Origin of the sequence: Streptomyces sp. NPDC018045, assembly GCF_044327445.1 — a bacterium.
Taxonomy (GTDB): domain Bacteria; phylum Actinomycetota; class Actinomycetes; order Streptomycetales; family Streptomycetaceae; genus Streptomyces.
In genome coordinates this window covers 458,299-479,913 of sequence record NZ_JBIRFL010000004.1, presented here as the reverse complement: position 1 = coordinate 479,913, position 21,615 = coordinate 458,299, and the positions used below count along the sequence as shown (strand labels likewise).

At 74.0% G+C, this 21,615-nt stretch carries 18 protein-coding genes; 7 read left to right on the top strand and 11 right to left on the bottom strand.

The features are described 5' to 3' along the window. Positions 1-150: 150 nt before the first annotated feature. The 3 genes from ACH4EB_RS13015 to ACH4EB_RS13005 all read right to left on the bottom strand — a co-directional run bounded on the left by ACH4EB_RS13015 (position 151) and on the right by ACH4EB_RS13005 (position 4,111). Positions 151-1,461: an MFS transporter gene (locus ACH4EB_RS13015; RefSeq protein ID WP_398347625.1), complete on the bottom strand. Its 1,311-nt coding sequence runs from the start codon at positions 1,459-1,461 to the stop codon at positions 151-153. 190 nt (positions 1,462-1,651) lie between these two features. Then, positions 1,652-2,671, bottom strand: coding sequence for a methyltransferase (locus ACH4EB_RS13010; RefSeq protein WP_398347477.1), 1,020 nt, complete (start codon positions 2,669-2,671; stop codon positions 1,652-1,654). 132 nt (positions 2,672-2,803) lie between these two features. Continuing rightward, positions 2,804-4,111, bottom strand: coding sequence for an exo-beta-N-acetylmuramidase NamZ domain-containing protein (locus ACH4EB_RS13005; protein WP_398347476.1), 1,308 nt, complete (start codon positions 4,109-4,111; stop codon positions 2,804-2,806). A gap of 195 nt (positions 4,112-4,306) precedes the next feature. Here ACH4EB_RS13005 and ACH4EB_RS13000 point away from each other — a divergent pair, with 195 nt between their 5' ends. The 3 genes from ACH4EB_RS13000 to ACH4EB_RS12990 all read left to right on the top strand — a co-directional run bounded on the left by ACH4EB_RS13000 (position 4,307) and on the right by ACH4EB_RS12990 (position 7,486). Continuing rightward, positions 4,307-5,101 (top strand): SDR family oxidoreductase, encoded by a 795-nt coding sequence (locus tag ACH4EB_RS13000; RefSeq protein WP_398347475.1) that lies wholly within the window; start codon positions 4,307-4,309, stop codon positions 5,099-5,101. After that, positions 5,098-6,753, top strand: coding sequence for a class I adenylate-forming enzyme family protein (locus ACH4EB_RS12995; RefSeq protein WP_398347474.1), 1,656 nt, complete (start codon positions 5,098-5,100; stop codon positions 6,751-6,753). The genes ACH4EB_RS13000 and ACH4EB_RS12995 overlap by 4 nt, the downstream gene beginning before the upstream one ends. 136 nt (positions 6,754-6,889) lie before the next feature. Beyond that, positions 6,890-7,486: a TetR/AcrR family transcriptional regulator gene (locus tag ACH4EB_RS12990; protein ID WP_398347473.1), complete on the top strand. Its 597-nt coding sequence runs from the start codon at positions 6,890-6,892 to the stop codon at positions 7,484-7,486. Positions 7,487-7,544: 58 nt separating this feature from the next. Here ACH4EB_RS12990 and ACH4EB_RS12985 read toward each other — a convergent pair whose 3' ends face one another. The 7 genes from ACH4EB_RS12985 to ACH4EB_RS12955 form a co-directional block, all read right to left on the bottom strand. Beyond that, complete coding sequence (locus tag ACH4EB_RS12985) at positions 7,545-8,759, bottom strand: acyl-CoA dehydrogenase family protein (protein WP_398347472.1); 1,215 nt, start codon at positions 8,757-8,759, stop codon at positions 7,545-7,547. A 9-nt stretch (positions 8,760-8,768) separates the two neighbouring features. Continuing rightward, complete coding sequence (locus ACH4EB_RS12980) at positions 8,769-9,839, bottom strand: phosphotransferase family protein (RefSeq protein WP_398347471.1); 1,071 nt, start codon at positions 9,837-9,839, stop codon at positions 8,769-8,771. Between the two features lie 239 nt (positions 9,840-10,078). After that, positions 10,079-10,465: a DUF202 domain-containing protein gene (locus ACH4EB_RS12975; protein ID WP_398347470.1), complete on the bottom strand. Its 387-nt coding sequence runs from the start codon at positions 10,463-10,465 to the stop codon at positions 10,079-10,081. 3 nt (positions 10,466-10,468) lie between these two features. Continuing rightward, positions 10,469-10,879: a YidH family protein gene (locus tag ACH4EB_RS12970; RefSeq protein ID WP_398347469.1), complete on the bottom strand. Its 411-nt coding sequence runs from the start codon at positions 10,877-10,879 to the stop codon at positions 10,469-10,471. Between the two features lie 201 nt (positions 10,880-11,080). Then, positions 11,081-11,845: a glucose 1-dehydrogenase gene (locus tag ACH4EB_RS12965; RefSeq protein WP_398347468.1), complete on the bottom strand. Its 765-nt coding sequence runs from the start codon at positions 11,843-11,845 to the stop codon at positions 11,081-11,083. Positions 11,846-12,148: 303 nt separating this feature from the next. Continuing rightward, entirely contained in the window at positions 12,149-12,367 is a 219-nt protein-coding gene (locus tag ACH4EB_RS12960) for a hypothetical protein (protein ID WP_398347467.1), read from the bottom strand. Between the two features lie 104 nt (positions 12,368-12,471). Next, a complete protein-coding gene (locus tag ACH4EB_RS12955) occupies positions 12,472-13,404 on the bottom strand; it encodes an MBL fold metallo-hydrolase (protein WP_398347466.1) in 933 nt (310 codons plus the stop codon). A 287-nt stretch (positions 13,405-13,691) separates the two neighbouring features. On the opposite strand from ACH4EB_RS12955, the gene ACH4EB_RS12950 reads away from it, so the two are divergent. The 4 genes from ACH4EB_RS12950 (at position 13,692) to ACH4EB_RS12935 (ending at position 20,322) form a co-directional block, all read left to right on the top strand. Then, positions 13,692-15,356 carry an FAD-binding dehydrogenase gene (locus ACH4EB_RS12950; RefSeq protein ID WP_398347465.1) on the top strand — a complete coding sequence of 555 codons (1,665 nt, stop codon included), beginning with the start codon at positions 13,692-13,694 and terminating at the stop codon, positions 15,354-15,356. Positions 15,357-15,611: 255 nt separating this feature from the next. Further along, positions 15,612-16,562, top strand: a complete 951-nt coding sequence (locus ACH4EB_RS12945; protein WP_398347464.1) for a hypothetical protein — start codon at positions 15,612-15,614, stop codon at positions 16,560-16,562. Positions 16,563-16,771: 209 nt separating this feature from the next. Then, on the top strand, positions 16,772-18,364 hold the full coding sequence (locus ACH4EB_RS12940) for an APC family permease (protein WP_398347463.1): 1,593 nt from the start codon (positions 16,772-16,774) through the stop codon (positions 18,362-18,364). Between the two features lie 2 nt (positions 18,365-18,366). Then, complete coding sequence (locus ACH4EB_RS12935) at positions 18,367-20,322, top strand: primary-amine oxidase (protein WP_398347462.1); 1,956 nt, start codon at positions 18,367-18,369, stop codon at positions 20,320-20,322. A 5-nt stretch (positions 20,323-20,327) separates the two neighbouring features. On the opposite strand, the gene ACH4EB_RS12930 is transcribed toward ACH4EB_RS12935, so the two are convergent. Then, positions 20,328-21,224, bottom strand: a complete 897-nt coding sequence (locus ACH4EB_RS12930) for a phosphotransferase family protein (RefSeq protein WP_398347461.1) — start codon at positions 21,222-21,224, stop codon at positions 20,328-20,330. Between the last annotated feature and the right edge of the window lie 391 nt (positions 21,225-21,615).

Genomic DNA, 21,615 nt, shown 5'->3' with positions numbered 1-21,615 from the left:
CTGCCGGGCCGGAGTTCGAGCCGCGCCGCGGTGTGCAGCGCATCGTCCTGCGGGCGGGCGGATCCGGCCATACGCCACGCATGGCCCGTTCGCGGCAGGCGGCGCCCACGCCGGACGGCCGGACGCCGACACGGGGTGCGGTGGGTGCCGTCAGCCCAGGTCGCGCTCCCGCGTCTCCGGCAGTGCCAGCACGCACACCAGCGACACCACCGCCATCGCCGTCACGTACCAGCCCACCGAACCGGACCCGAAGGCCGCCTGCAAGCGGGTCGCCACCAGCGGCGAGACCGCGCCGCCCAGCACTCCGCCCAGGTTGTACGCCAGCGAGGCGCCCGAGTACCGCACCGTCGTGCCGAACAGCTCCGGCAGGTACGCGCCCATCGGGCCGTACACCACCCCCATGCAGAACAGCGCGCCGCCGACCGCCACCGCGATCAGCACCGGCTGCCCGGTGTCCAGCAGGGGGAAGAGGATCAGCCCCCAGACGCCCGCGAGCACCGTCCCGGTCAGCACCAGCCGGCGCCGTCCCGCGCCGTCCGACCGGGTGGCGGCGAGCCAGGTGCCGGCCGCGAGGAAGAGGCAGGCGACGAGGGAGAGGCCGAGCATGGTGTTGCGGGAGACGCCGAGCGTGCCGGTGGCGTACGCCAGGCAGTACGTCGTCGCCGTGTAGAAGAGCCCATACGCGACGATCATGCCGCCCGCCCCGAGCAGCAGCTCACGCGGATGCCGGCGCAGCACCTCCAGCGCGGGCACCCGGCTCGCCTCCCGCGCGTCCATCACCTTCGCGAACACCGGCGTCTCACTGATCTTCAGCCGTACGAACAGTCCCACCCCGACCAGCAGGAACGACAGCAGGAACGGCACTCGCCAGCCCCACGAGCGGAATGCCCCGTCGTCCAGCACGGCGGACAGCAGCCAGAACACGCCCGTCGCCGCGAAGAACCCCACCGACGGCCCGAGTTGCGGGAACGCCGCATACAGCCCGCGCCGCTTCTTCGGCGCGTGCTCCACCGCCAGCAGCGCGGCCCCGCCCCACTCACCGCCCAGCCCGATCCCCTGGAGGAACCGCAACAGGATCAGCAGCAACGGCGCCCAGATCCCGAGCGTTCCGTACCCGGGCAACAGCCCCACCATCGCTGTCGACAACCCCATCAACAGCAACGAGGCCACCAGCACGGACTTCCGCCCCACCCGGTCCCCGAAGTGCCCGAACACCACCGACCCGATGGGCCGCGCCGCGAACGCCACCGCATAGGTCGAGAACGACGCGAGGGTGGCGTTGACCGGATCGAGCGTGGGAAAGAACGCCTGGTTGAGGACGAGCGCGGCGGCCGTCCCGTAGATGTAGAAGTCGTAGAACTCGATGGCCGTCCCGATGAACGACGCCACGGCCACGCGGCGCAGGCGCTCCGCAGAGGCGGGCGCGGCGGCGGCCCGCTCGTCCTGCGCGGGGACCGTCACGGCCGGGGGCTGCTCCGCCGGGGCGGCTGCTGAAGTCGCGTCACTGTGCACGAGCGGCACTGTCACGTGTCATCCCGGACCAGTCAATGGATGGCATGGGGCGTCTTGGACAGTGAGACGGGCAGGCGTGGGCGGCGCGCCGTTCCGGCGCGGGCGGTGAACGCCGCGCCACCCCGGGATGCCGCCGCTCTCACCCCACCACCCCCTCCACGATCGACAGCGTCGAGCCCGTCGGGATCGTCCGGGTCACTCGCAGCCCGGCGGCGGCGAGGAGCCGGTGGAAGGCGGGCTCGTCGCGTTCGCGGCCGTTGAGGGAGGTCATCATCAGGACGTCCATGGATTTCGCGGGATGGGTTTCGTTGCCCGGGGGCAGCACCGCGTCGATGGCCAGAAGGCGGCTGCCGGGGCGGGTCATGGCGGTGCGGCAGGCGCGCAGGACGCGGACGCAGTCGGCGTCGTTCCAGTCGTGCAGGATGCGCTTGAGGAGGTAGACGTCGGCGCCGGGCGGTACGGCGTCGAAGAAGTCGCCTGCATGGGTCTGCCAGCGGCCGGTGAGGTCGGGGAGGTCCAGGGTGTGGTGCCGGAGGACCGTCTCCTGGTCGTGGAGGACGCCGGTCAGGCCGGGGTTGCGCAGCAGGACCTGGCGCAGCAGCCCGCCGCGTCCGCCGCCGACGTCCACGACCGTGCCGGTGGCGGGGAAGTCGTACGCGGCGGCGATCGGGTCGTTCTCGCTCTCGGCCAGGCCGGCCATGCCGGTGTCGAAGACGGTGCCCGCTTCCGGTACACGCTCCAGGTGGCCGAAGTAGGGCGCGCCGAAGATCTCGTCGAACACGGTGCGGCCGGACCGGACGGTGTCCGCGAGGTGCCCGGCCGGCCGCCAGAAGGGATCGTCGGTGAGCATGACGACGGCGTCCCGCATGGAGGACGGGGCGTCCGAGCGGAGGAGGTCGGCCGCGGGGGTGAGGTGGAAGGCGCCCGCGTCGTCCTCGCGGAAGACTTCGCGTGTCGCCAGGAGGCGCAGGGCGCGGCGCAGGTGCCCGGCGTCGGCGCCGGTCGCGGCCGCCAGCTCCTCGGCGGTGCGCGGGCCGTCGGCCAGGTGGTCGGCGACACCGAGCAGGGCCGCCGCCCGCAGTGCGGCGGAGTGCAGGTAGGCCAGGGCGTGTTCGGTGAGCTGGACGGCGGGGGAGGGGGATGGAGAGGGGGCGGTCATGGGGCGCGGTCCTTCCGCGAGCGGGTGGTCGGGTTTCCACCATGGCCTTACGCCCCGGGCGCCACCAGGGCACATCGCGCCCGTCGCGGCACGCGCCTCCGGCCGTACGGAGGGGAAGTCCGCCGCTCCCGGTCACCCGTACCGCAGATACCCCCGCCGCACCCTCCGGAAGCGCGCCAGGGCGTCCTGCCAGGCCGCGGCCACCTCGTCCACCCCCGCGCCCGCGTCGATCATCGTGCGGACGTGTGGGGTGCCGGTCAGTTTGTCGATCCAGTGGTCGGGGCGCCACGTGAAGCCGGGCCAGGTCTGTTTGGCGGTGATCAGAAGGGCGATGCCCGTGCGGACCGGGTCGAAGGCCGCGCGGTCGTGGACGTGGAGCTGGACGCCGCCGATGGTCTTGCCCTGGAACTTGGAGAAGGTGGGGGCGAAGTACGCCTCCCGGAAGCGGACGCCGGTGAGGCCGATGGCGGCGGCCAGTTCGGTGGCGGCGGCGGACCAGTGGCGGTCGATGCCGTCCGCGCCCAGCAGCTCGAAGGGGCGGGTGGTGCCGCGGCCCTCGGAGAGGTTGGTGCCTTCGAAGAGGCAGGTGCCCGTGTAGACGAGGGCGGTGTCCGGGGTGGGCATGTTGGGGCTGGGCGGGACCCAGGGGAGGCCGGTCGCGTCGAAGAAGTCCGAGCGCCGCCAGCCCTTCATGAGGACGGTTTCCAGCTCGGCCGGCCGGCCCGCCGCGCGGGGCACGAACTCGGTGTTGAAGAGCAGGGCCAGCTCGGCCACGGTCATGCCGTGGGCCAGCGCGATCGGTTCGCGGCCGACCCCGGACGCCAGGGACCGGTCCAGTACGGGGCCGGAAGCGGCGCGGCCCGTCACCGGGTTGGGACGGTCGAGGACGACGAAGCGTTTGCCCGCGAGGACGGCGGCGACCATGCAGTCGTACAGCGTCCAGATGTAGGTGTAGAAGCGCGCGCCGACGTCCTGGATGTCGAAGACGACGGTGTCCACGCCGGACCGGGTGAAGACGCCCGCCAGCGCGCGGCCGCTCTTGCCGTACGTGTCGTGGACGGGCAGGCCGGTGGCGGGGTCCTTGTAGCTGCCCTCCGAGCCGCCGGCCTGGGCCGTGCCCCGGAAACCGTGCTCGGGGCCGAAGACGGCGGTCAGGTCCACCCGTTCGTCGGCGTGCAGGACGTCCACGATGTGGCGTACGTCCGGAGTGACGCCGGTGGGATTGGTGACGATGCCGACGCGTCGGCCGGACAGCAGGCCGTACCCGTCGGCGGCGAGGCGGTCGAAGCCGGTGCGGACCCGGGGGCGGGCCCCGGTGGCGGGGGTGGCCGGGGAGTCGTACGCCAGGTCCGCCGCGGTCGCCTCACCCGTCATCGCCGTCGCACCCGTCACGCTCGTGGCCGCCGTCGCGGCCAGCAGGTTCCGTCTGGACAGGGTCATGCGTCCACCTCCGCCATCGGGCCAGTGTCGTGCGCACGCTAACGCCCGGCGGCCTCCGTGGGAACGCGCCGGGCGGCGTGCCGCGCGCCGTCACCGCGTCCGGCTCAGGGGCGGGTCCGCGCCCTTTCGCTCCGGCATACCGACTGGTTAGTCTGCCTGGCAGTCGAGTCAGGGGCCGACCGAGGGAGACCGCAGGTGGAAGCCGTACGGGACAGGACAGTCGTGGTGACCGGGGCGGGCGGTGGCATCGGGGCCGAGCTGGCCCGCCGCTTCGCCGCCGAGGGCGCGCGGGTCGCGGTCAACGACCTGGACGCGGCGAAGGCCGGGCGGACCGCGCGGGAGATCGGTGCGGTCGCCGTCCCCGGGGACGCCTCCACCGTCGTACCGGCGGCCCGTGAGGCACTCGGCGGGACCGTCGACATCTTCTGCGCCAACGCCGGGGTCGGCACCGGCGGCGGGCCGGAGGCGCCGGACGCCGACTGGGAGCTGGCCTGGGACGTCAACGTCATGGCGCACGTCCGGGCCGCCCGCGCGCTGCTGCCCGAGTGGCTGGAGCGCGGCGCGGGCCGTTTCGTGTCCACCGTGTCCGCGGCGGGCCTGCTCACCATGGTCGGCGCGGCCCCGTACAGCGTCACCAAGCACGGCGCGTACGCCTTCGCGGAGTGGCTGTCGCTGACGTACCGGCACCGGGGGATAGCGGTGCACGCCATCTGCCCGCAGGGGGTGCGCACGGACATGCTCGCGTGCACCGGCGCGGCCGGGGAACTGGTGCTGACCCCGACGGCGATCGAGCCCGCCGCCGTCGCCGACGCGCTCTTCGCGGCCATGGCGGAAGAGCGGTTCCTGGTCCTGCCGCACCCGGAGGTCGGCGGGTACTACACCTCGCGGGCGGCCGACACCGAGCGCTGGCTGGGCGGGATGAACCACCTCCAGCGGAAGCTGGAGCAGGCCGGGAGCCGTATGCCGGAAGCCGAGGGGACGGCCCGATGACCACCTACGCCGACAAGCCCTGGCTGGCGCAGCTCACCGACGCCCAGCGCGCCCCCGTGCACCCGCACCCCTCCGCCCTGCACGCCTTCCGGGACGCCGCCCGCCGCGCCCCGGACCGTACCGCCTTCGCCTACTTCGACGGGCGGCTGTCGTACGCCGAGGCCGACGCGCTCAGCGACGGCGTGGCCGGGCATCTGGCGGCCCACGGCTTCCGGCCCGGCGACCGGGCCGCGATCATGTTGCAGAACACCCCGCACTTCGCGCTCGCGCTGCTCGGCGTCTGGAAGGCGGGCGGCATCGTCGTGCCCGCCAACCCCATGTACAAGTCGGCCGAGATGACGCACCTCCTCACCGACGCCGGGGTCACCGCGCTCGTCTGCGTCGATCACACCTGGGACGCCTTCCTGCGGGCGACCGCCGGCGCGGTCCCCTCCGTACGGATCGCCCTGACCGCCTGTGAACGGGACCTCCAGACGCGGGACGACGCACGCGTGCTGCGCGGCGAGCGGCTCGGGCCGCGGGAGGGCGCCGACGATCTGCTGGCCGCGGCCCGCGCGTACGAGGGCAAGCCGCCCGGCGTGACACCGCCCGCCGCCGAGGACACCGCCCTCATCAGCTACACCTCCGGCACCAGCGGCACCCCCAAGGGCGCCACCAACACCCACGGCAACATCGCCTACAACGCCGAGCGGCAGCGCACCGGCCTGGCGCTGCCCGACGGCGCCACGTACTTCGCGCTGGCGCCGCTGTTCCACATCACCGGCATGGTCTGCGAACTGGCCGCCTGCTTCACCAACGCGGGCACTCTGGCGCTCGCCCACCGCTTCGAGCCGGGCGTGGTCCTCGACGCCTTCCTGGAGCACCGGCCCGCCTACACGGTCGGCCCGTCCACCGCGTACATGGCGCTGATGGCCCGGCCCGGAGTCTCCCGCGCGCACTTCGCGTCGTTCTCCTCGCTCTCCTCGGGCGGCGCGCCGCTGCCGCCCGCGCTGGTCGAGAAGTTCCGGGCGGCCTTCGGCCCGTATCTGCACAACGGCTACGGGCTGACCGAGTGCACCGCGCCGTGCGCCAGCGTCCCGCCCGGCCGCGAGGCGCCCGTGGACCCGGCCTCCGGGACGCTCGCCGTCGGCGTGCCGGGCCCCGACACGGTCGTACGGATCATCGACGGCCAGGGGCGGGACGTGCCGTTCGGCGAGCAGGGCGAGATCGCCGTGCGCGGCCCCCAGGTGGTGCCCGGCTACTGGCGCCGCCCGGACGCCACCGCCGAGACCCTGCCGGACGGTGAACTGCGCACCGGCGACATCGGCTTCATGGACCGGGACGGCTGGCTGTACGTCGTCGACCGCAAGAAGGACATGATCAACGCGTCCGGCTTCAAGGTGTGGCCACGGGAGGTCGAGGACGTCCTGTACGGCCACCCCGCGGTGCGCGAGGCGGCGGTGGTCGGCGTGCCGGACGCCTACCGGGGCGAGTCGGTGAAAGCGTATGTGAGCCTGCGGCCCGGGCAGCACGCCGAGCCGGCCGAGCTGGCCGGTCATTGCAGGGAACGGCTGGCCGCGTACAAATGTCCCCGGCAGGTGGAGATCCTGCCCGAGCTGCCGAAGACGACCAGTGGCAAGATCCTCAGGCGGGAACTGCGCGGGCGCGGCTGACCGCGCCCGCGGCGGGCACCGGGCGACGACACGACGCACGGCAACGCACGACGGCGCCACGACAACGCACCATGAAGCACGACAACGCACGATGACGCCACGACAACGCACGACGCACGAGGGACAGGTGAGGGCGATGGCCGGCACGAAGGACGGCGGGAGTTCCAAGCCCGTGGCGCAGCGGCTGCTGGCCACCGCCACCAAGCTCTTCGCCGAGCGGGGCTACGACCGCACCTCCGTCCAGGAGATCGTCGAGGCCGCCGGCGTCACCAAGGGCGCCCTGTACCACTACTTCGGCTCCAAGGACGATCTGCTGCACGAGGTGTACGGGCGGGTGCTGCGGCTCCAGCAGGAGCGGCTGGACCACTTCGCCTGCGCCGACGCGCCCGTGGAGCGGCGGCTGCGGGACGCGGCGGCGGACGTCGTGGTCACCACCATCGAGAACCTCGACGACACGAAGATCTTCTTCCGCTCGATGCACCACCTGTCGCCCGAGAAGGACAAGCAGGTACGGGCCGAGCGGCGGCGCTACCACGAACGGTTCCGCGCGCTGGTCGAAGAGGGCCAGCGGGCCGGGGTGTTCAGCGGTGCCACCCCGGCCGACCTGGTCGTGGACTACCACTTCGGGTCGGTGCACCACCTCGGCACCTGGTACCGCGAGGACGGCCCGCTCACCCCGCAGCAGGTCGCCGACCACCTCGCCGACCTGCTGCTGCGGGCACTGCGGCCATGAGCGGGGGCCGGGCGCCCGCACGTCGTCGCGGTCGGCGCGCCCGGCGGCCCGCGCCGCGTCACATGTAGCGCTTCAGCTCCCGGCGTGCGAGCGAGCGCTGGTGCACCTCGTCCGGGCCGTCCGCGAGCCGCAGCGTGCGGGCCGCCGCCCACAGCTCCGCCAGCGGAAAGTCCTGGCTGACGCCGCCCGCGCCATGCAACTGCACCGCCTGGTCGAGGATGTCCACGACCGTACGCGGCGTGGCGATCTTGATGGCCTGGATCTCCGTGTGTGCGCCCTTGTTGCCGACGGTGTCCATCAGCCACGCGGTCTTGAGCACCAGCAGCCGCAACTGCTCGACGGCCACCCGCGCGTCCGCGATCCACTGCTGCACGACGCCCTGGCGCGCCAGCGGCTTGCCGAAGGCCGTACGGGACACCGCGCGGCGGCACATCAGCTCGATCGCGCGCTCGGCCATGCCGATCAGCCGCATGCAGTGGTGGATACGGCCGGGGCCCAGGCGCGCCTGCGCGATGCCGAAGCCGCCGCCCTCCTCGCCGATCAGGTTCCCGGCCGGTACGCGGACGTCGTGGAAGGCCACTTCGGCGTGACCGCCGTGGTAGTGGTCCTCGTAGCCGTACACCCGCATGGCGCGGCGGACTTCGAGCCCCGGGGTGTCGCGGGGCACCAGCACCATCGACTGCTGGCGGCGCGGGTCGGCGCCCTCCGGGTCGGTCTTGCCCATCACGATGAAGATCTGACACAGCGGGTTCATGGCGCCGGAGATGTACCACTTGCGGCCGTTGATGACGTACGTGTCGCCGTCCCGGTCGATGCGGGTCTCGATGTTCGTGGCGTCCGAGGAGGCCACGTCGGGCTCGGTCATCGCGAACGCCGACCGGATGTCGCCCGCCAGCAGCGGCCGCAGCCACTGCTTCTTCTGCTCCTCCGAGCCGAACTGCGCCAGCACCTCCATGTTGCCGGTGTCCGGCGCCGCGCAGTTCAGCGCGGTCGGCGCCAGTTGCGGGCTGCGGCCGGTGATCTCGGCCAGCGGCGCGTACTGGAGATTGGTCAGCCCCGCCCCGTACTCCTCGTCCGGCAGGAACAGGTTCCACAGACCCTGCTTGCGCGCCTCGGCCTTGAGGTCCTCCACCACCGCCGGGGTGTCCCACGGCGACGCGAGGGCCGCCCGCTGCTCGTGGGCCGTCTCCTCGGCCGGGTGCACATGCTCGTCCATGAAGGCCAGCAGCCTGCCCCGCAGCTCTTCGGTGCGGGCGTCGAATGCGAAGTCCATCAGGGTGCCTCAGCCTTCCTTGGCGGTCGTCAGGGTGTCGAGGGTGGCCCGGCCGCGGTCGATGAAGACCGGCACCAGCTCGCCGATCCGGTCGAAACCCGCGCCGACGGTCTGCCCGAGCGTGAAGCGGTAGTGGATGCCCTCCAGGATCACGGCGAGCTTGAAGTAGGCGAACGCCGTGTACCAGGCGATGCCGGACACGTCCCGCCCGGACCCGGCCGCGTACCGCTCGATCAGCTCGGCCGCCGCCGGATGGCCGGGCGCGCCGCGCGTCGTGGCGATCGGCGAGCCGGGCACGTCCTCCTGCTCGCTGTACATCACCAGCAGGCCGAGGTCGGTCAGCGGATCGCCCAGCGTGGACATCTCCCAGTCCAGCACCGCCGTGATCCGGTCGTCGGCGCCGACCAGGACGTTGTCGAGCCGGTAGTCGCCGTGCACGACGGCGGGCGCGGGGGAGGCGGGCAGCGCCGCGCCCAGCGCCTCGTGCAGGGCGTCGATGCCCGGCAGGTCGCGGTCGCGCGACGCCGCGAGCTGCTTGCCCCAGCGGCGCAACTGCCGCTCCAGGAAGCCGTCCGGCCGGCCGAAGTCGGCCAGGCCGACCGCCGCCGGGTCCACGGCGTGCAGCGCCACCAGCGTGTCGACGAGCGAGAGCACCACCCCACGGGTCCGCTCCGGGCCCAGCGCGGCGAGCTGCTCCGCCGTACGGTACGGCGTGCCCGCCACCAGCTCCATCACGTAGAACGGCGCCCCGAGGACCGCCTCGTCCTCGCACAGGAGCAGCGCCTCGGGGACCGGCACCGCCGTCGGGTGCAGCGCGCTGATCACCCGGAACTCGCGCCGCATGTCGTGCGCGGTGGCCAGGACGTGGCCGAGCGGCGGGCGGCGGACCACCCACTGGCCGGTGCCGTCGGTGACCCGGTAGGTGAGGTTGGACCGGCCGCCCTCGATCAGCTCGGCCTCCAGCGGTCCCCGCACCGATCCGGGGCGTTCCCGGTCCAGATGGTCCCGCAGCCGCTCCAGGTCGAGGCCCGGCGGGCCCGGCCGCGCCGGGGGCCGCGGGGGAGGGGTGCCCTTGCTCATCGTGCTCCTCCGTACGGGGAAGGGGCGGCCGTCCCGGTCGGACGGCCGGGCCGGCCCGGCGCCCGGCCGCCGTGCGCCGACCGGCCGGAGCGGGCGGGCCGCTACGATCATGCCGACTAGTCGGTATGGCGTCCAGGGGGCGTGCGTGGGGCGTGGGTCACCCGGCCGGCAGGAGCGGCCGGGGCCGGCGGCGAGCGGAAGCCGAGGCGGGCGCATCCGTGGCGACCGGCCGCGGGCTCTCAGACGAGGATCACCGCGCCGAGAACGGCCAGCGCGCAGACGCAGCCCGCCAGCGCCAGCGCCGTACGGGCGGGCAGGACCGGCGGCCGGCCGGCGCACATCGCCCGCATCCGCAGGTGGGCCGCGGCCAGGAACGCGATCCACACCAGCGGCACCAGCACCCCCGCGACGATCACCACCGGCCCGGGGCCGTGGTGGCGCACCACCTGACGGCCCGCCAGGATCGCGACCAGCGTGCAGGACAGGGTGGTGCGCCGCCAGGCGAGACGGGTGCGCTCGGGCTGGAGCCCGGGGTCCCGGGCCGGCCGCGGGCCCGGTTCCGGGGCCGGTCGCGCTCCCGGGCCCCGGTCCGTGCGCGGCTCCTCCTGCCGCCGGGAACCGGCCATCGGTCAGCGCGTCCAGCCGACGGCGACGAGTACGACCATCGCCGCCGCGAGCAGGCCGACGGCGACCGCCAGCACGGCCGGGAAGCGGGACGCGGGCAGGTCCTCGCCGCGGCGCATCGCCCGTTCGCAGCGCACCCAGTGGTTGACCGCGCGCACCGCGCACAGCGCGCCGCCCACCAGCAGGACCACCGTGAACGCCACCCGCAGCGCGTCGTGCAGCCGGGGCAGGAACTGGTCCACCGCGAACCCGCCGCCCACCAGCGCGAGCCCGGTCCGCAGCCAGGCCAGGAAGGTGCGTTCGTTGGCGAGGGAGAAGCGGTAGTCGGGCGTGGTGCCTTCCTCGCGGACGCGCGCCGGCGCGAACCACAGCCGTACGCCCGCGCCGATCGACCGCAGCCTGTCGGTGAGGATCATGGCCAGAACCCTACGCGGCGCCGCTCCGACGGCCGCTTGCCCGCCTGCCGGGACGGTGCTTCCGTGCCGTCCGTCTGCCGGGAAGGTGCTTCCCTGCCGCCCGCCAACCGTCGCTCCTTCCGCGCTCCGTCGCGGTGGGCTGTCCACGCCCCATACGAGCAGCCCGCCGGGGCCGGCACGGCGCGGGTCCGGCGGCGCGGGTCACTGCCCCATGACGTAGCGCACGGTCGGCCCGGCGGCCCAGCCGCCGTCCACCGCCAGCTCGGCCCCGGTGACGTAGGAGGCCGCGTCGGACAGCAGGAACACCACCGAGCCCGCGATCTCTTCGGCCTCGCCGACCCGCCCCATCGGCGTGTTGGGGTACTTGCCCTCGCCCTTCTCGATGCCGGCCCGGGCGGTCATGGGGGTGTGGGTCATGCCGGGGTGGACGGAGTTCACCCGGATCCGTTCCGTGCCCAGTTCCACCGCGCCGATCTTCGTCAGGCCGCGCACGCCCCACTTGGAGGCGCCGTAACCGCCGGTCAGGGCCAGGCCCATGAGGCCCGCCGCCGACGAGATGTTCACGATCGACCCGGCACCGCGCTCGCGCATCGCCGGGATCACGGTCTTCATGCCGATGAAGACGCCCGTGAGGTTCACGTCGAGGACCTCGCGGAAGAACTCCACGGAGATCGACTCCAGCGGCTGCCCGGTGGCTATGCCCGCGTTGTTGACCAGGCCGTCGATGCCGCCGAACGTCTCGGCCGTGAAGTCGGCGGCCCGCTGCCAGTCGTCCTGTGACGTCACGTCGTGCACGAGGAACCGGGCGCGCTCACCGAGCCGTTCGGCCGTCGCCCGGCCCTCGTCCTCCAGGACGTCGGTGAGGACGACGTGCGCGCCGGCCGCGACCGCCTGCTCGGCGGCAGCGGCTCCCAGCCCGCGTGCGCCACCGGTGATGATGATGTTCTTGCCGTGCAGGTCGGGCATGTTCGGTTCCTTGCCTAGGGGGGTGTGGTTGCGGTCACGGATACGGGCGCGGGGGCCGGTCACTGGTGCGGGCGCGGGGGCCGGTTACGGATTCCGGCCCCCGTCACGGGCGCGGTCGGGCACCGGGCACGTGCCCCCGGTCACGGGTACGTGCCCCCGGTCACGGGTACGGGGCCACGGGAGCCGGCAGGAACGCCACCGTGGTGCCCATGAGGTCGGCGCGGAACACCTTCTCGTACGTCGGCGGACGGGCGCCGTCCAGGTACTGCCGCGCCCGGTCGGCCGGCGCCGCGCCGGTCAGGGTCAGCGCCGGGCCTCCGTACGGGCCAGGCGCCCGGCCGGCGCGGCGTCCAGCGGCCCGGCCCATGACCCGGAGCGGTACCGCACGGCCGAGGGGTTGCGCTGCCCGGCCAGCCGCGCGATGTCCCGGGACCGGGCGCCGTCGACGCCCTGCGCCGCGAAGAGTTCCTCCGCCACGCGCAGCGGCTTCCCCCGGGTCCCGGCCCCTGACGTCCTTGCCATGCGGCCACTGTAATGCTGCGCATTGTCAACGGTGGGAGCGCCAGACGGCGCAGGACCGTTCCCGCGCTCCCCGGCCGCGCCTCATCCCGGCACCGGCTCCCCCCTCACCACCGCACCGCCGTGAAATCGACCGGCCGCGGCCGCAACTCCCGTGTGCGGGCGGTCAGCCCCCGCATCCGGGCGGCCATCTCGTCGGCGGGCAGCCGCTTGCGTCCGCCGTGGCCGGGCAGCAGCCACTCGAAGCGCAGCCCGGCGGCGGTGCGGGCCAGGGAGGCGGCCAGTTCCTCGATGGAGTACCAGGTGACGGTGTCCGCCACCTCGATGTCGCCGGTCGTGCGCGACCAGTAGAAGCTGTCCCCGCTGAAGCAGTACCGCTCGTCGGCGACGTAGAGCACGCTGCCCTCGGTGTGGCCGGGCAGCGGGTGGGCGAGCACGCCCCCGGCGATCTCCGTGGGCCGGGTGCCGCGCAGGACGTGGTCGGCGTCGGGCACGGAGTCCAGGTCGCCTTCGTGGATCCACAGCCGTGCGCCGAAGCGGTCCGCGTACCGGCGGCCGTGCGCCACGTGGTCCCGGTGGGTGAGCAGGACGTCGGTGATGGGGCCGAGGGCCTCGTACCGGGCGGCCAGCGGCTCGTTCCAGCGGGGTGTGTCCACCATCATCAGCGTGCCGCCGGGGCGGTGCAGGAGGTAGGAGTTGGCCCCGGCGGTGTGCTGGGAGTTGTGTCCGCACAGCAGGACGTCGGTGGTGCCGAGCCGGAGCGGATAGGGGTCGAGGGCCGGGTCGAGCCGGCGGGTGGGGTGGCGGATGGAGCGGGTGTGGCACGCGAACGCGGCGGCGTGCAGCCGCTGTTCCTCCGCGGTGTCGCGCGGCTGCCGGACGATCTCGGAGCGGCCGCCGGACTCGACGATCAGATCGGGGGCGAGCTGCCGGGCGACGTCGCAGTTCGTGCAGCGGTCGTCGACGTACCAGGCGTCTTCGCGCGCCCCGGCCGCGGCGTCCTGCGCGGGTGCGGGGCCGGTGCTGTGTGCGGGGTTCATGGCATCCCTCGCTCTTCGGTGGATCGTGCGGGTTCCTTACGAAGAGGTATCGCGGCGGGGCCGCGAAGAGGAAGGGGTGCCGGGCCTTGTTTCTCCTGGTCAGAAGGTATCTGCACAGGTCGCGGGATGCACGGGTCATGAGCATGCCGGTCAAGGGCTGCGCCCAGGCGCCCGTACGCGTGACACCGGATTCCGCGGTTGACGTGCTGCGCGCCCGCGCTGAGGATCGGTAGCCACGACGGCGGCCGGGTCCTCCGGCGCCGCGGCGAGGGAAAAGACGGGCAGACATGGCCTACGACGCCTACGACGCTGATGTGATCGTGATCGGAGCGGGTCTGGCGGGCCTCGCGGCCACCGCCGAGCTGGCCGAGGCGGGGCGCAAGGTGATCCTCCTGGACCAGGAGCCGGCGAGCGGCCTCGGCGGCCAGGCGCACTGGTCCTTCGGCGGCCTCTTCCTCGTCGGCTCGCCCGAGCAGCGGCGGCTGCGCATCCGCGACAGCCACGAGCTGGCCTGGCAGGACTGGCTCGGCACGGCGGCCTTCGACCGCCCCGAGGACCACTGGCCGCGCAGGTGGGCCGAGGCGTACGTCGACTTCGCGGCGGGGGAGAAGCGCCCCTGGCTGCACCGGCAGGGCGTACGGTTCTTCCCGGTCGTCGGCTGGGCCGAGCGCGGCGGCTACGCGGCCACCGGGCACGGCAACTCCGTACCCCGCTTCCACATCACCTGGGGCACCGGGCCCGGCCTGGTCGAGCCGTTCGAGCGGCGGGTGCGGGCCGGCGTCGCGCGCGGCCTGGTGGAGCTGCGCTTCCGGCACCGTGTCACCGCACTGACGCGCAGCGCGGGCGTGGTCGACACCGTCAGCGGCGAGGTGCTGGAACCGTCGGACGCCGAGCGCGGCACGCCCAGCACCCGTGCGGTGGCCGGCGCCTTCGAGCTGCGGGCACAGGCGGTGATCGTCACCTCGGGCGGCCTCGGCGGCAACCACGACCTGGTGCGCGCCAACTGGCCCGAGCGGCTGGGCAGGCCGCCGGAGCGGATGCTGTCCGGGGTGCCCGCCCATGTGGACGGCCTGATGCTGGGCGTCACCGAGGCGGCCGGCGGCCGGATCGTCAACCGGGACCGCATGTGGCACTACACCGAAGGCATCGACAACTGGAACCCGATCTGGCCCCGGCACGGCATCCGCATCCTGTCCGGCCCGTCGCCGCTGTGGCTGGACGCGCGCGGCAAGCGGCTGCCGGTGCCGCTCTTCCCCGGCTTCGACACGCTCGGCACCCTCGAACACATCATGCGGACCGGGTACGACCACACGTGGTTCGTGCTCACCCGGAAGATCATCGAGAAGGAGTTCACCCTCTCCGGCTCCGAGCAGAACCCCGACCTGACCGGCCGGAGCGTACGGGACGTGCTGCAACGGGCGCTGCCCGGCGCCCCGGGCCCGGTCCGGGCGTTCATGGACCGGGGGGCGGATTTCATCGTCGAGCGCTCGCTCGGCGGCCTCGTACGGAGGATGAACCAACTCACCAAGGAGCCCCTGCTCGACGAGGCCGCACTGCGCCGCGAGATCGTCGCGCGCGACCGCGAGATGACCCACTCCTTCACCAAGGACCTCCAGGTCACCGCCCTGCGCGGAGCGCGCAAGTACCTCGGCGACCGGCTGATCCGCACCGCGTCCCCGCACCGGCTGCTGGACCCCGGGGCCGGCCCGCTGATCGCCGTACGGCTGAGCATCCTCACCCGCAAGACGCTCGGCGGCCTGGAGACGGACCTGTCCTCGCGGGTGCTGACCGAGGGCGGCGAGCCCCTGCCGGGCGTGTACGCGGCCGGGGAGGCGGCGGGCTTCGGGGGCGGTGGCGTGCACGGCTACCGGTCCCTGGAGGGCACCTTCCTGGGCGGCTGCATCTTCTCGGGGCGTACGGCGGGACGGGCGGCGGCCGAGGCGGTGGGCTGACGGCGGCGGCCGGGCGCGCACCCGCCGGTGACGCCCGGCGGCCGGCTGCGGCGGCCCCGCCCCCTGGTCGGCAAGTGGGAGGAGAAGCAAGGGAGTTGGCATTCCGGCCATTCTCCGTACAGCCTTGACGTGAAGCTGCGCCTGCCGCTTTGCTGTGCGTGACCATACGGTGTCGATCAGTGCACCGATCCCGCACCTACGCGCCCGGGACGCGGCGCGTCCGGAGGTGAAGCGCGTCGTGGAGTGTTCCTGCCCGTGACCCCGCCGCCACCCCCACCGCTGGGCCGGTCCCGCCGCAAGGACGCGCCGGTCCTCGACCCGGCCCTGGACGACGTCCAGCTCGCCGCCTCCGTCGACGCCCTGGCGCACGGCCGCTGGATCCGGGTGCGGACACTGCTGGCCGACACCGGAACGGACTGGGATCTGCGGGGCCACCGGCTGGTGGTGCTCGCCGAGGGCCCGGCCAGCGCGGCCTGGGCCGGCGACTGGCGGCTCGCCGAACCGGACAGCGCCGACGCCGCCACCCTGCTGGCCTGCGCCCTCGTCTTCCAGGCGCTGCGCGGCAGGAGCAGCGCGGACGCCGCGCGCGAGGCCTGCCGGCTCGCCGCCGCGATGGCGCCCCGCGACCCGACGCCGTGGCTGGGCCTGCTGATCCTCGCCCGTCGCAGCGGCACCCCCGACGCCTGCGAGTACGCCTTCGACCAGGTGCGGGCCCGGCACCCGGACCACCACCACGCCCACCACCTGATGGCCGCCTGCCTGGCCGAGCAGCAGAACGGCGCCGACGACCCGCTGCACCAGGTCTACGACTTCGCGTACTGGGCCGCCGAACAGGCCCCCGCCGACTCGCCGCTGGCGATCCTGCCCGTCGTCGCGCACGCGGAGCGCTACCGCGCGCTGGCCGCCGCCGGCCTCGAACCGGCGGACCCGGCCGCTTCCGGCCACTGGTCCACCCGCCGCGCCCGCCAGGTCATGAAGGCGGCCTTCGACTGGTGGCTGGAGTGGGAGGGCGAGGGCCACCCGCGCCGCAAGGTGGACCTCAACTTCCTCGCCCACGCCAAGTACCACGAGGGGCGGATGGCGGAGGCCGCCGCCCTCTTCCACCGCATCGGCCCGCACGTCACCGCCGCCCCCTGGTCCTACCCCGACCGGGACGCCCGCAAGGTCTTCAAGGCGGCCCGCGCCACGGCCTTCAGCACCGCCTGACCCCGGCGCCCGGCCCCGCCCGGCGTCCGCACCACGTACGCAGCACGACCCGGCACCACGCACCACGACCGTACGCGGCACCACGCACGACGGCCGTACGCACCATCACGCACCACGCGCCACAGCCGTACGCACCATCACGCATCACCCGCACCCCGCACGACGCGCACCCCCGCCTCCGCGCTCCACGGAAAGGACACCTCCGCGCCATGCTGACGAGCAGTACGGGAAACAAGGGCAATCCGGGACGTACGGGCAGACCGGGCGGCTCCGGGGAGATCAGTACCTTCAAGGGCCAGGAGCGGGCCCTGCGCGCCGGCCGCATCGGAACGCCCGGCCTGCTGCTGTCCGTCCTGGCCGCCAGCGCGCCCCTGATGGTCGTGGCCGGTGTCATGGTCACCACGTACCAGGTCATGGGCATCGTCGGGCAGCCGCTGCTGTTCGTCGTGCTGGGCGTGGTGATGGCGCTGTTCAGCGTCGGCTACGCGGAGATGAGCCGGCATGTGCACAACGCGGGTGCCTTCTACGCGTACATCGCGCGCGGCCTCGGCGGCACGGCGGGCGCCGGAGCGTCCTTCGTCGCGCTCGCCGCCTACAGCGCCCTGCAGTTCGGCATCTACGGGATCTTCGGCTTCGAGGTGACCGCACTGCTCGGCAAGCACCTGGGCATCACCGTCTCCTGGTGGGTGCCCGCGCTGCTCGGCGTCGTCCTCATCGGCGTGCTCGGCGCGCTGAAGATCGACCTGAACGCCAAGGTGCTGGGGGTGCTGCTCGCCGTCGAGGTCGTGCTGATCACCGTCCTCGACATCGCCTTCGCCGCCGCCCCGGGCCCGCAGGGCCTGTCGCTGCACGCCTTCGACCCGGCCACCCTCGGCGGCGCGGGCCTGGGCACCGCGCTGTGCTTCGCCGTCGCCGCGTTCGTCGGCTTCGAGCAGGCCCCCGTCTACGCCGAGGAGACCAGCCGGCCGCAGACGGTCGTGGCGCGGGTGATGTTCCTCGCCGTCGGCTTCGTCGCGGTCTTCTTCGCGCTCAGCTCCTGGCTGATCGGCGTCGCCACCGGCCCGGACCACGTCGTGGCCACCGCGGGGAAGGAGGGCCCCGGCCTGCTCTTCGCCCTCACCGGCCCCCGGCTGGGCGGTACCTTCACCGACCTCCTGCACCTCTTCTTCGTGACCGGCATCTTCGCCTCGATGCTCAGCTTCCACAACGTGGTGGCCCGTTACGCCTTCGCGATGGGCCGCGAGGGCCTGCTGCCCGCCGCGCTCGGCCGTACCGCCAGGACCAGCGGCGCGCCCGCGCTCGGCTCGCTGCTCCAATCCGTCATCTCGCTGCTCGTCGTGGGCGCCTTCGCGCTCACCGACCGCACGCCGGACGGCGACCCCGCCACCCCCGTGCTGAAGCTGTTCACCTGGGGCGGCAACGTGGGCGCGCTCGGCGTGATCGTGCTGATGGCCACCGCGTCCGTCGCGGTCATCGCGTTCTTCCTACGGCGCGGAGCGGGCCGGGCGCAGGCCGGGCGGCTGCTGGCCGCCGGGCTGGCCGCGCTGGCGCTGCTGACCGTACTGGTCTACGCGGTCAAGGACTTCGGCGTCCTGGTCGGCGCCGAGAAGGGCTCGGCACCGAGCTGGGTGCTGCCCGGCGTCATCGGCCTGGCGGCCCTCGTCGGGCTCGGGTACGGCCGCGTCCTGCGGGCCCGGCGCCCGCGGGTCCACGCCCGTATCGGCCTGGGCAACGAGGCGTTCCAACTGGAGAAGGCGGCGAGCGTGCCGTCCCTGTCGACGACCCCGCGTGAGGAGAGCTGACGATGGCACACAGCCCGACGGAACCGCACCCGCCCGCCCCGCACCCCCTGGACCCACTGACCGCCGACGAGATCACCGCGGCCCGTGACGTCCTGTGCGGCGAGGGACTGGTGGGCGACACCACCCGCTTCCCGCTGGTGCTGCCGGACGAACCGGACCGGCACACCGTGGAAGCCCACCGCCCCGGCGACCCGGTCGTCCGCCGGGTGCGGGTGACGCTCCTGGACACCGCGACCGGCGCCGGTGCCGAGGCGGTCGTCGACGTCACCGCCCGCGTCCTGCTCGCCCACCGCCCGCTGGACCCCGCGGCGGACGGCCAACCGCCCATCCTCTTCGAGGAGTACGAGCGCTGCGACGCGATCGTCAAGGCCGACCCGGGCTGGCGCAAGGCGATGGCCGAGCGCGGCATCACCGACACCTCGCTCGCCGTCTGCGCGCCGTTGGCCGCCGGCAACTTCGGCCGGGCCGAGGAGACCGGGCGCCGGATGCTGCGCTCACTGACGTTCCTGCGCTGCGACGCGGCCGACAACCCGTTCGCACACCCCGTCGGCGGCCTGGTCGCCGACGTGGACCTGACCGAACGGCGGGTCGTCCGGCTCGTCGACACCGGGGCGCCGCCGGTGCCCGCCGAATGCGGGCGCTACGCGGCCGAGTTCCACGGCCCCGCGCGCACCGATCTCAGGGCGCTGGAGATCAGCCAGCCCGACGGCCCCTCCTTCGCCCTGGACGGCCACCGCCTCACCTGGCAGAACTGGTCGCTGCGGCTGGACTTCAACGCCCGCGAGGGCCTGGTCCTGCACGAGCTGTCCTACCGCGACGGCGACCGCGTACGCCCCGTACTGCACCGCGCCTCGCTCGCCGAGATGGCCGTCCCGTACGCCGACCCGGGCGCGGACCGCAACTGGATCTGCTACCTGGACGTCGGCGAGTACACCCTCGGCCGCAACGCCAACGCGCTGCGGCTGGGCTGCGACTGCCTCGGCGAGATCGTGTACGTGGACGCCGTCGTCCCCGACGACCACGGCACCCCGCAGACGCTGCCCAACGCCATCTGCGTCCACGAGGAGGACCACGGACTCCTGTGGAAGCACACCGACATGTTCGACGGCTTCACCGCCGAGAGCCGCCGCTCCCGCCGCCTAGTCGTCTCGTACATCGCCACGCTCGGCAACTACGACTACGGCTTCTACTGGTACCTGTACCAGGACGGCGGCATCGAGTTCGAGGTCAAGTCCACCGGACTGGTGCAGACCGCGGCGTCCGAGCCGGGCACGGTCTCCCCGTACGCCACCGAGGTCGCCCCCGGCCTCCAGGCGCCGTACCACCAGCACCTGTTCTGTGCCCGGCTGGACCCGGCGGTGGACGGCCACGCGAACACGGTCGAGGAGGTCGACATCGTCCGGCTGCCCATGGGACCGGACAATCCCAACGGCAACGCCTTCACCACCCGTGCCACGCCCGTCACCGACTCCGGCGAAGCCGGACGGTCGGCCGACCCGGCCGCCGGGCGCCGCTGGCGGATCACCAACCCCCGCGCCCGCAACCGGGCCGGGCAGCCGGTCGCGTACACCCTGACCCCGCAGGTGTCCGGCCCCGCCCTGCTCGCCCAGCCCGGGTCCCCGGTCGCCGCGCGGGTCGCCTACGCCACCAAGCACCTGTGGATCACCCGCAGCGCGGCCGACCGGCGCTACCCGGACGGCGACCACCCCAACCAGCACCCCGGCGGCGCGGGTGTCCCCGAGTGGTCACGCCCCGGCGAGTCCCTGGAGAACACCGCCCTCACGCTCTGGCACTGCTTCGGGCCGACGCACCTGCCGCGCCTGGAGGACTGGCCGGTCATGCCGGTCGACCGCTGCGGCTTCACGCTGCGGCCGGCCGGGTTCTTCGACCGGAACCCGACGCTGGACCTGCCGCGCGAGAGCGGCGGGGGTGGGCACTGCCACGGCCAGGGGGCGTAAGCGGATCAGGCGCCTCCCGGCCCGTCCAGGTCAGTCGGCTCCCAGGCCCGCCGCAACTGCGTGCGCAGCAGCGGCAGGGGGCTGTCGTCCAGGCCGCGGAGCCGGTCGGAGAGGAGCGTCAGCGTGTCGCAGCGGGCCAGTTGCAGCGCTCGGGCGCACGCACCGGGGCCGAATCCGGCGGCCGTCGCGATCCGTACGGCGGCCACGGCACCGACCGAGATCGCGAGCCCGGCGACGTCCTCGGCGGAGTCGCCGGTCACCGCGTCCGTCCAGTCCAGCACGCCGCCGATCCACCCGTCCTCGGTCACGAGCAGGTGCTCGCCCTTGAGGTCGTTGTGCACCAGGGTGCCGGGAGCCGTCGCGGCTTCCGCCCCTGGCACGCGCAGCCGTGGCAGCCACGCGCCGTCGAACTCGCCGCGCGCCGCCACGGTTTCCGCCGCCGCCGAGGCCCGGCGCAGCAGACCGGGCATGTTGCGCGGGGCCTCCGGCGGTACGCCCAGCGCCTCGGCGTCCGCCACGGGCACCTGCGCGAGCTGGACGAGCAGCCGCGCGAGATCGGCTTCGCCCGCCGCCGGGACCTGGCGCCGCTCGGCGGACACCCCGTCCAGCCGGGTGTCGAGGGTGAACGCGCGCCCCCGGGCCCAGTCCCCGCTCGCCACGCTCACGGGCACCGGAACGCCGGTCCGCCCGCCGATCAGCTCGCGCAGCGCGACCTCCCGGCGCAGCCGCTCCGACCCACCCGAGCCCAGCGCACACCGCGCCACATGCTCCGGGCCCACCCACCAGGACGCGTGGTCGCCGCCTTCACCGATGGGCCGGACGTCCGCGGCGCCCACGCCGGGCACGACCTCCTGGGCCAGCCGGGCCACCTCTGCCGCATCGGGCAGGCGTTCCTCCATCATGATCGCCATCATGCCGCAGGACACCGGCCGGGCGCCGCCGTGTTCCGCCGTGTCCGGGCGGTCGGCCCGGCAACGGTCGTATCCGGGGGCCCTACAGGGCGAATCGAACGTGATCGTCCCCCCGACGGGGGTTTACCCAGGGGCGGCGGGGACGAAGCCCTCGGGCCGGTGGTGGGCCGAGGGCGGCTGCGCGCTTACGGGGCGAATCGAACGCAGTCGTTCCCCCAGCGGGGGTTTACCCAGGGGTGGGGTGGGCGAAGCGCTCGGGCGGAATCGGGGCCGAGGCAGGCTGCGCGCCTACGGGGCGAATCGAACGCGTTCGTTCCCCCAGCGGGGGTTTACCCAAGGGCGGCAGGGACGAAGCCCGCGGGCCGAGTCCGGCCCCGGACCG

What these genes read in the sequence shown, in the direction of transcription:
- ACH4EB_RS13010 (WP_398347477.1), bottom strand. Translation starts at nt 2,671, where the DNA reads ATGACCGCCCCCTCTCCATCCCCCTCCCCCGCCGTCCAGCTCACCGAA.
- ACH4EB_RS13005 (WP_398347476.1), bottom strand. Translation starts at nt 4,111, where the DNA reads ATGACCCTGTCCAGACGGAACCTGCTGGCCGCGACGGCGGCCACGAGC.
- ACH4EB_RS12995 (WP_398347474.1), top strand. Translation starts at nt 5,098, where the DNA reads ATGACCACCTACGCCGACAAGCCCTGGCTGGCGCAGCTCACCGACGCC.
- ACH4EB_RS12990 (WP_398347473.1), top strand. Translation starts at nt 6,890, where the DNA reads ATGGCCGGCACGAAGGACGGCGGGAGTTCCAAGCCCGTGGCGCAGCGG.
- ACH4EB_RS12985 (WP_398347472.1), bottom strand. Translation starts at nt 8,759, where the DNA reads ATGGACTTCGCATTCGACGCCCGCACCGAAGAGCTGCGGGGCAGGCTG.
- ACH4EB_RS12980 (WP_398347471.1), bottom strand. Translation starts at nt 9,839, where the DNA reads ATGAGCAAGGGCACCCCTCCCCCGCGGCCCCCGGCGCGGCCGGGCCCG.
- ACH4EB_RS12975 (WP_398347470.1), bottom strand. Translation starts at nt 10,465, where the DNA reads ATGGCCGGTTCCCGGCGGCAGGAGGAGCCGCGCACGGACCGGGGCCCG.
- ACH4EB_RS12970 (WP_398347469.1), bottom strand. Translation starts at nt 10,879, where the DNA reads ATGATCCTCACCGACAGGCTGCGGTCGATCGGCGCGGGCGTACGGCTG.
- ACH4EB_RS12965 (WP_398347468.1), bottom strand. Translation starts at nt 11,845, where the DNA reads ATGCCCGACCTGCACGGCAAGAACATCATCATCACCGGTGGCGCACGC.
- ACH4EB_RS12960 (WP_398347467.1), bottom strand. Translation starts at nt 12,367, where the DNA reads ATGGCAAGGACGTCAGGGGCCGGGACCCGGGGGAAGCCGCTGCGCGTG.
- ACH4EB_RS12955 (WP_398347466.1), bottom strand. Translation starts at nt 13,404, where the DNA reads ATGAACCCCGCACACAGCACCGGCCCCGCACCCGCGCAGGACGCCGCG.
- ACH4EB_RS12950 (WP_398347465.1), top strand. Translation starts at nt 13,692, where the DNA reads ATGGCCTACGACGCCTACGACGCTGATGTGATCGTGATCGGAGCGGGT.
- ACH4EB_RS12940 (WP_398347463.1), top strand. Translation starts at nt 16,772, where the DNA reads ATGCTGACGAGCAGTACGGGAAACAAGGGCAATCCGGGACGTACGGGC.
- ACH4EB_RS12935 (WP_398347462.1), top strand. Translation starts at nt 18,367, where the DNA reads ATGGCACACAGCCCGACGGAACCGCACCCGCCCGCCCCGCACCCCCTG.
- ACH4EB_RS12930 (WP_398347461.1), bottom strand. Translation starts at nt 21,224, where the DNA reads ATGATGGAGGAACGCCTGCCCGATGCGGCAGAGGTGGCCCGGCTGGCC.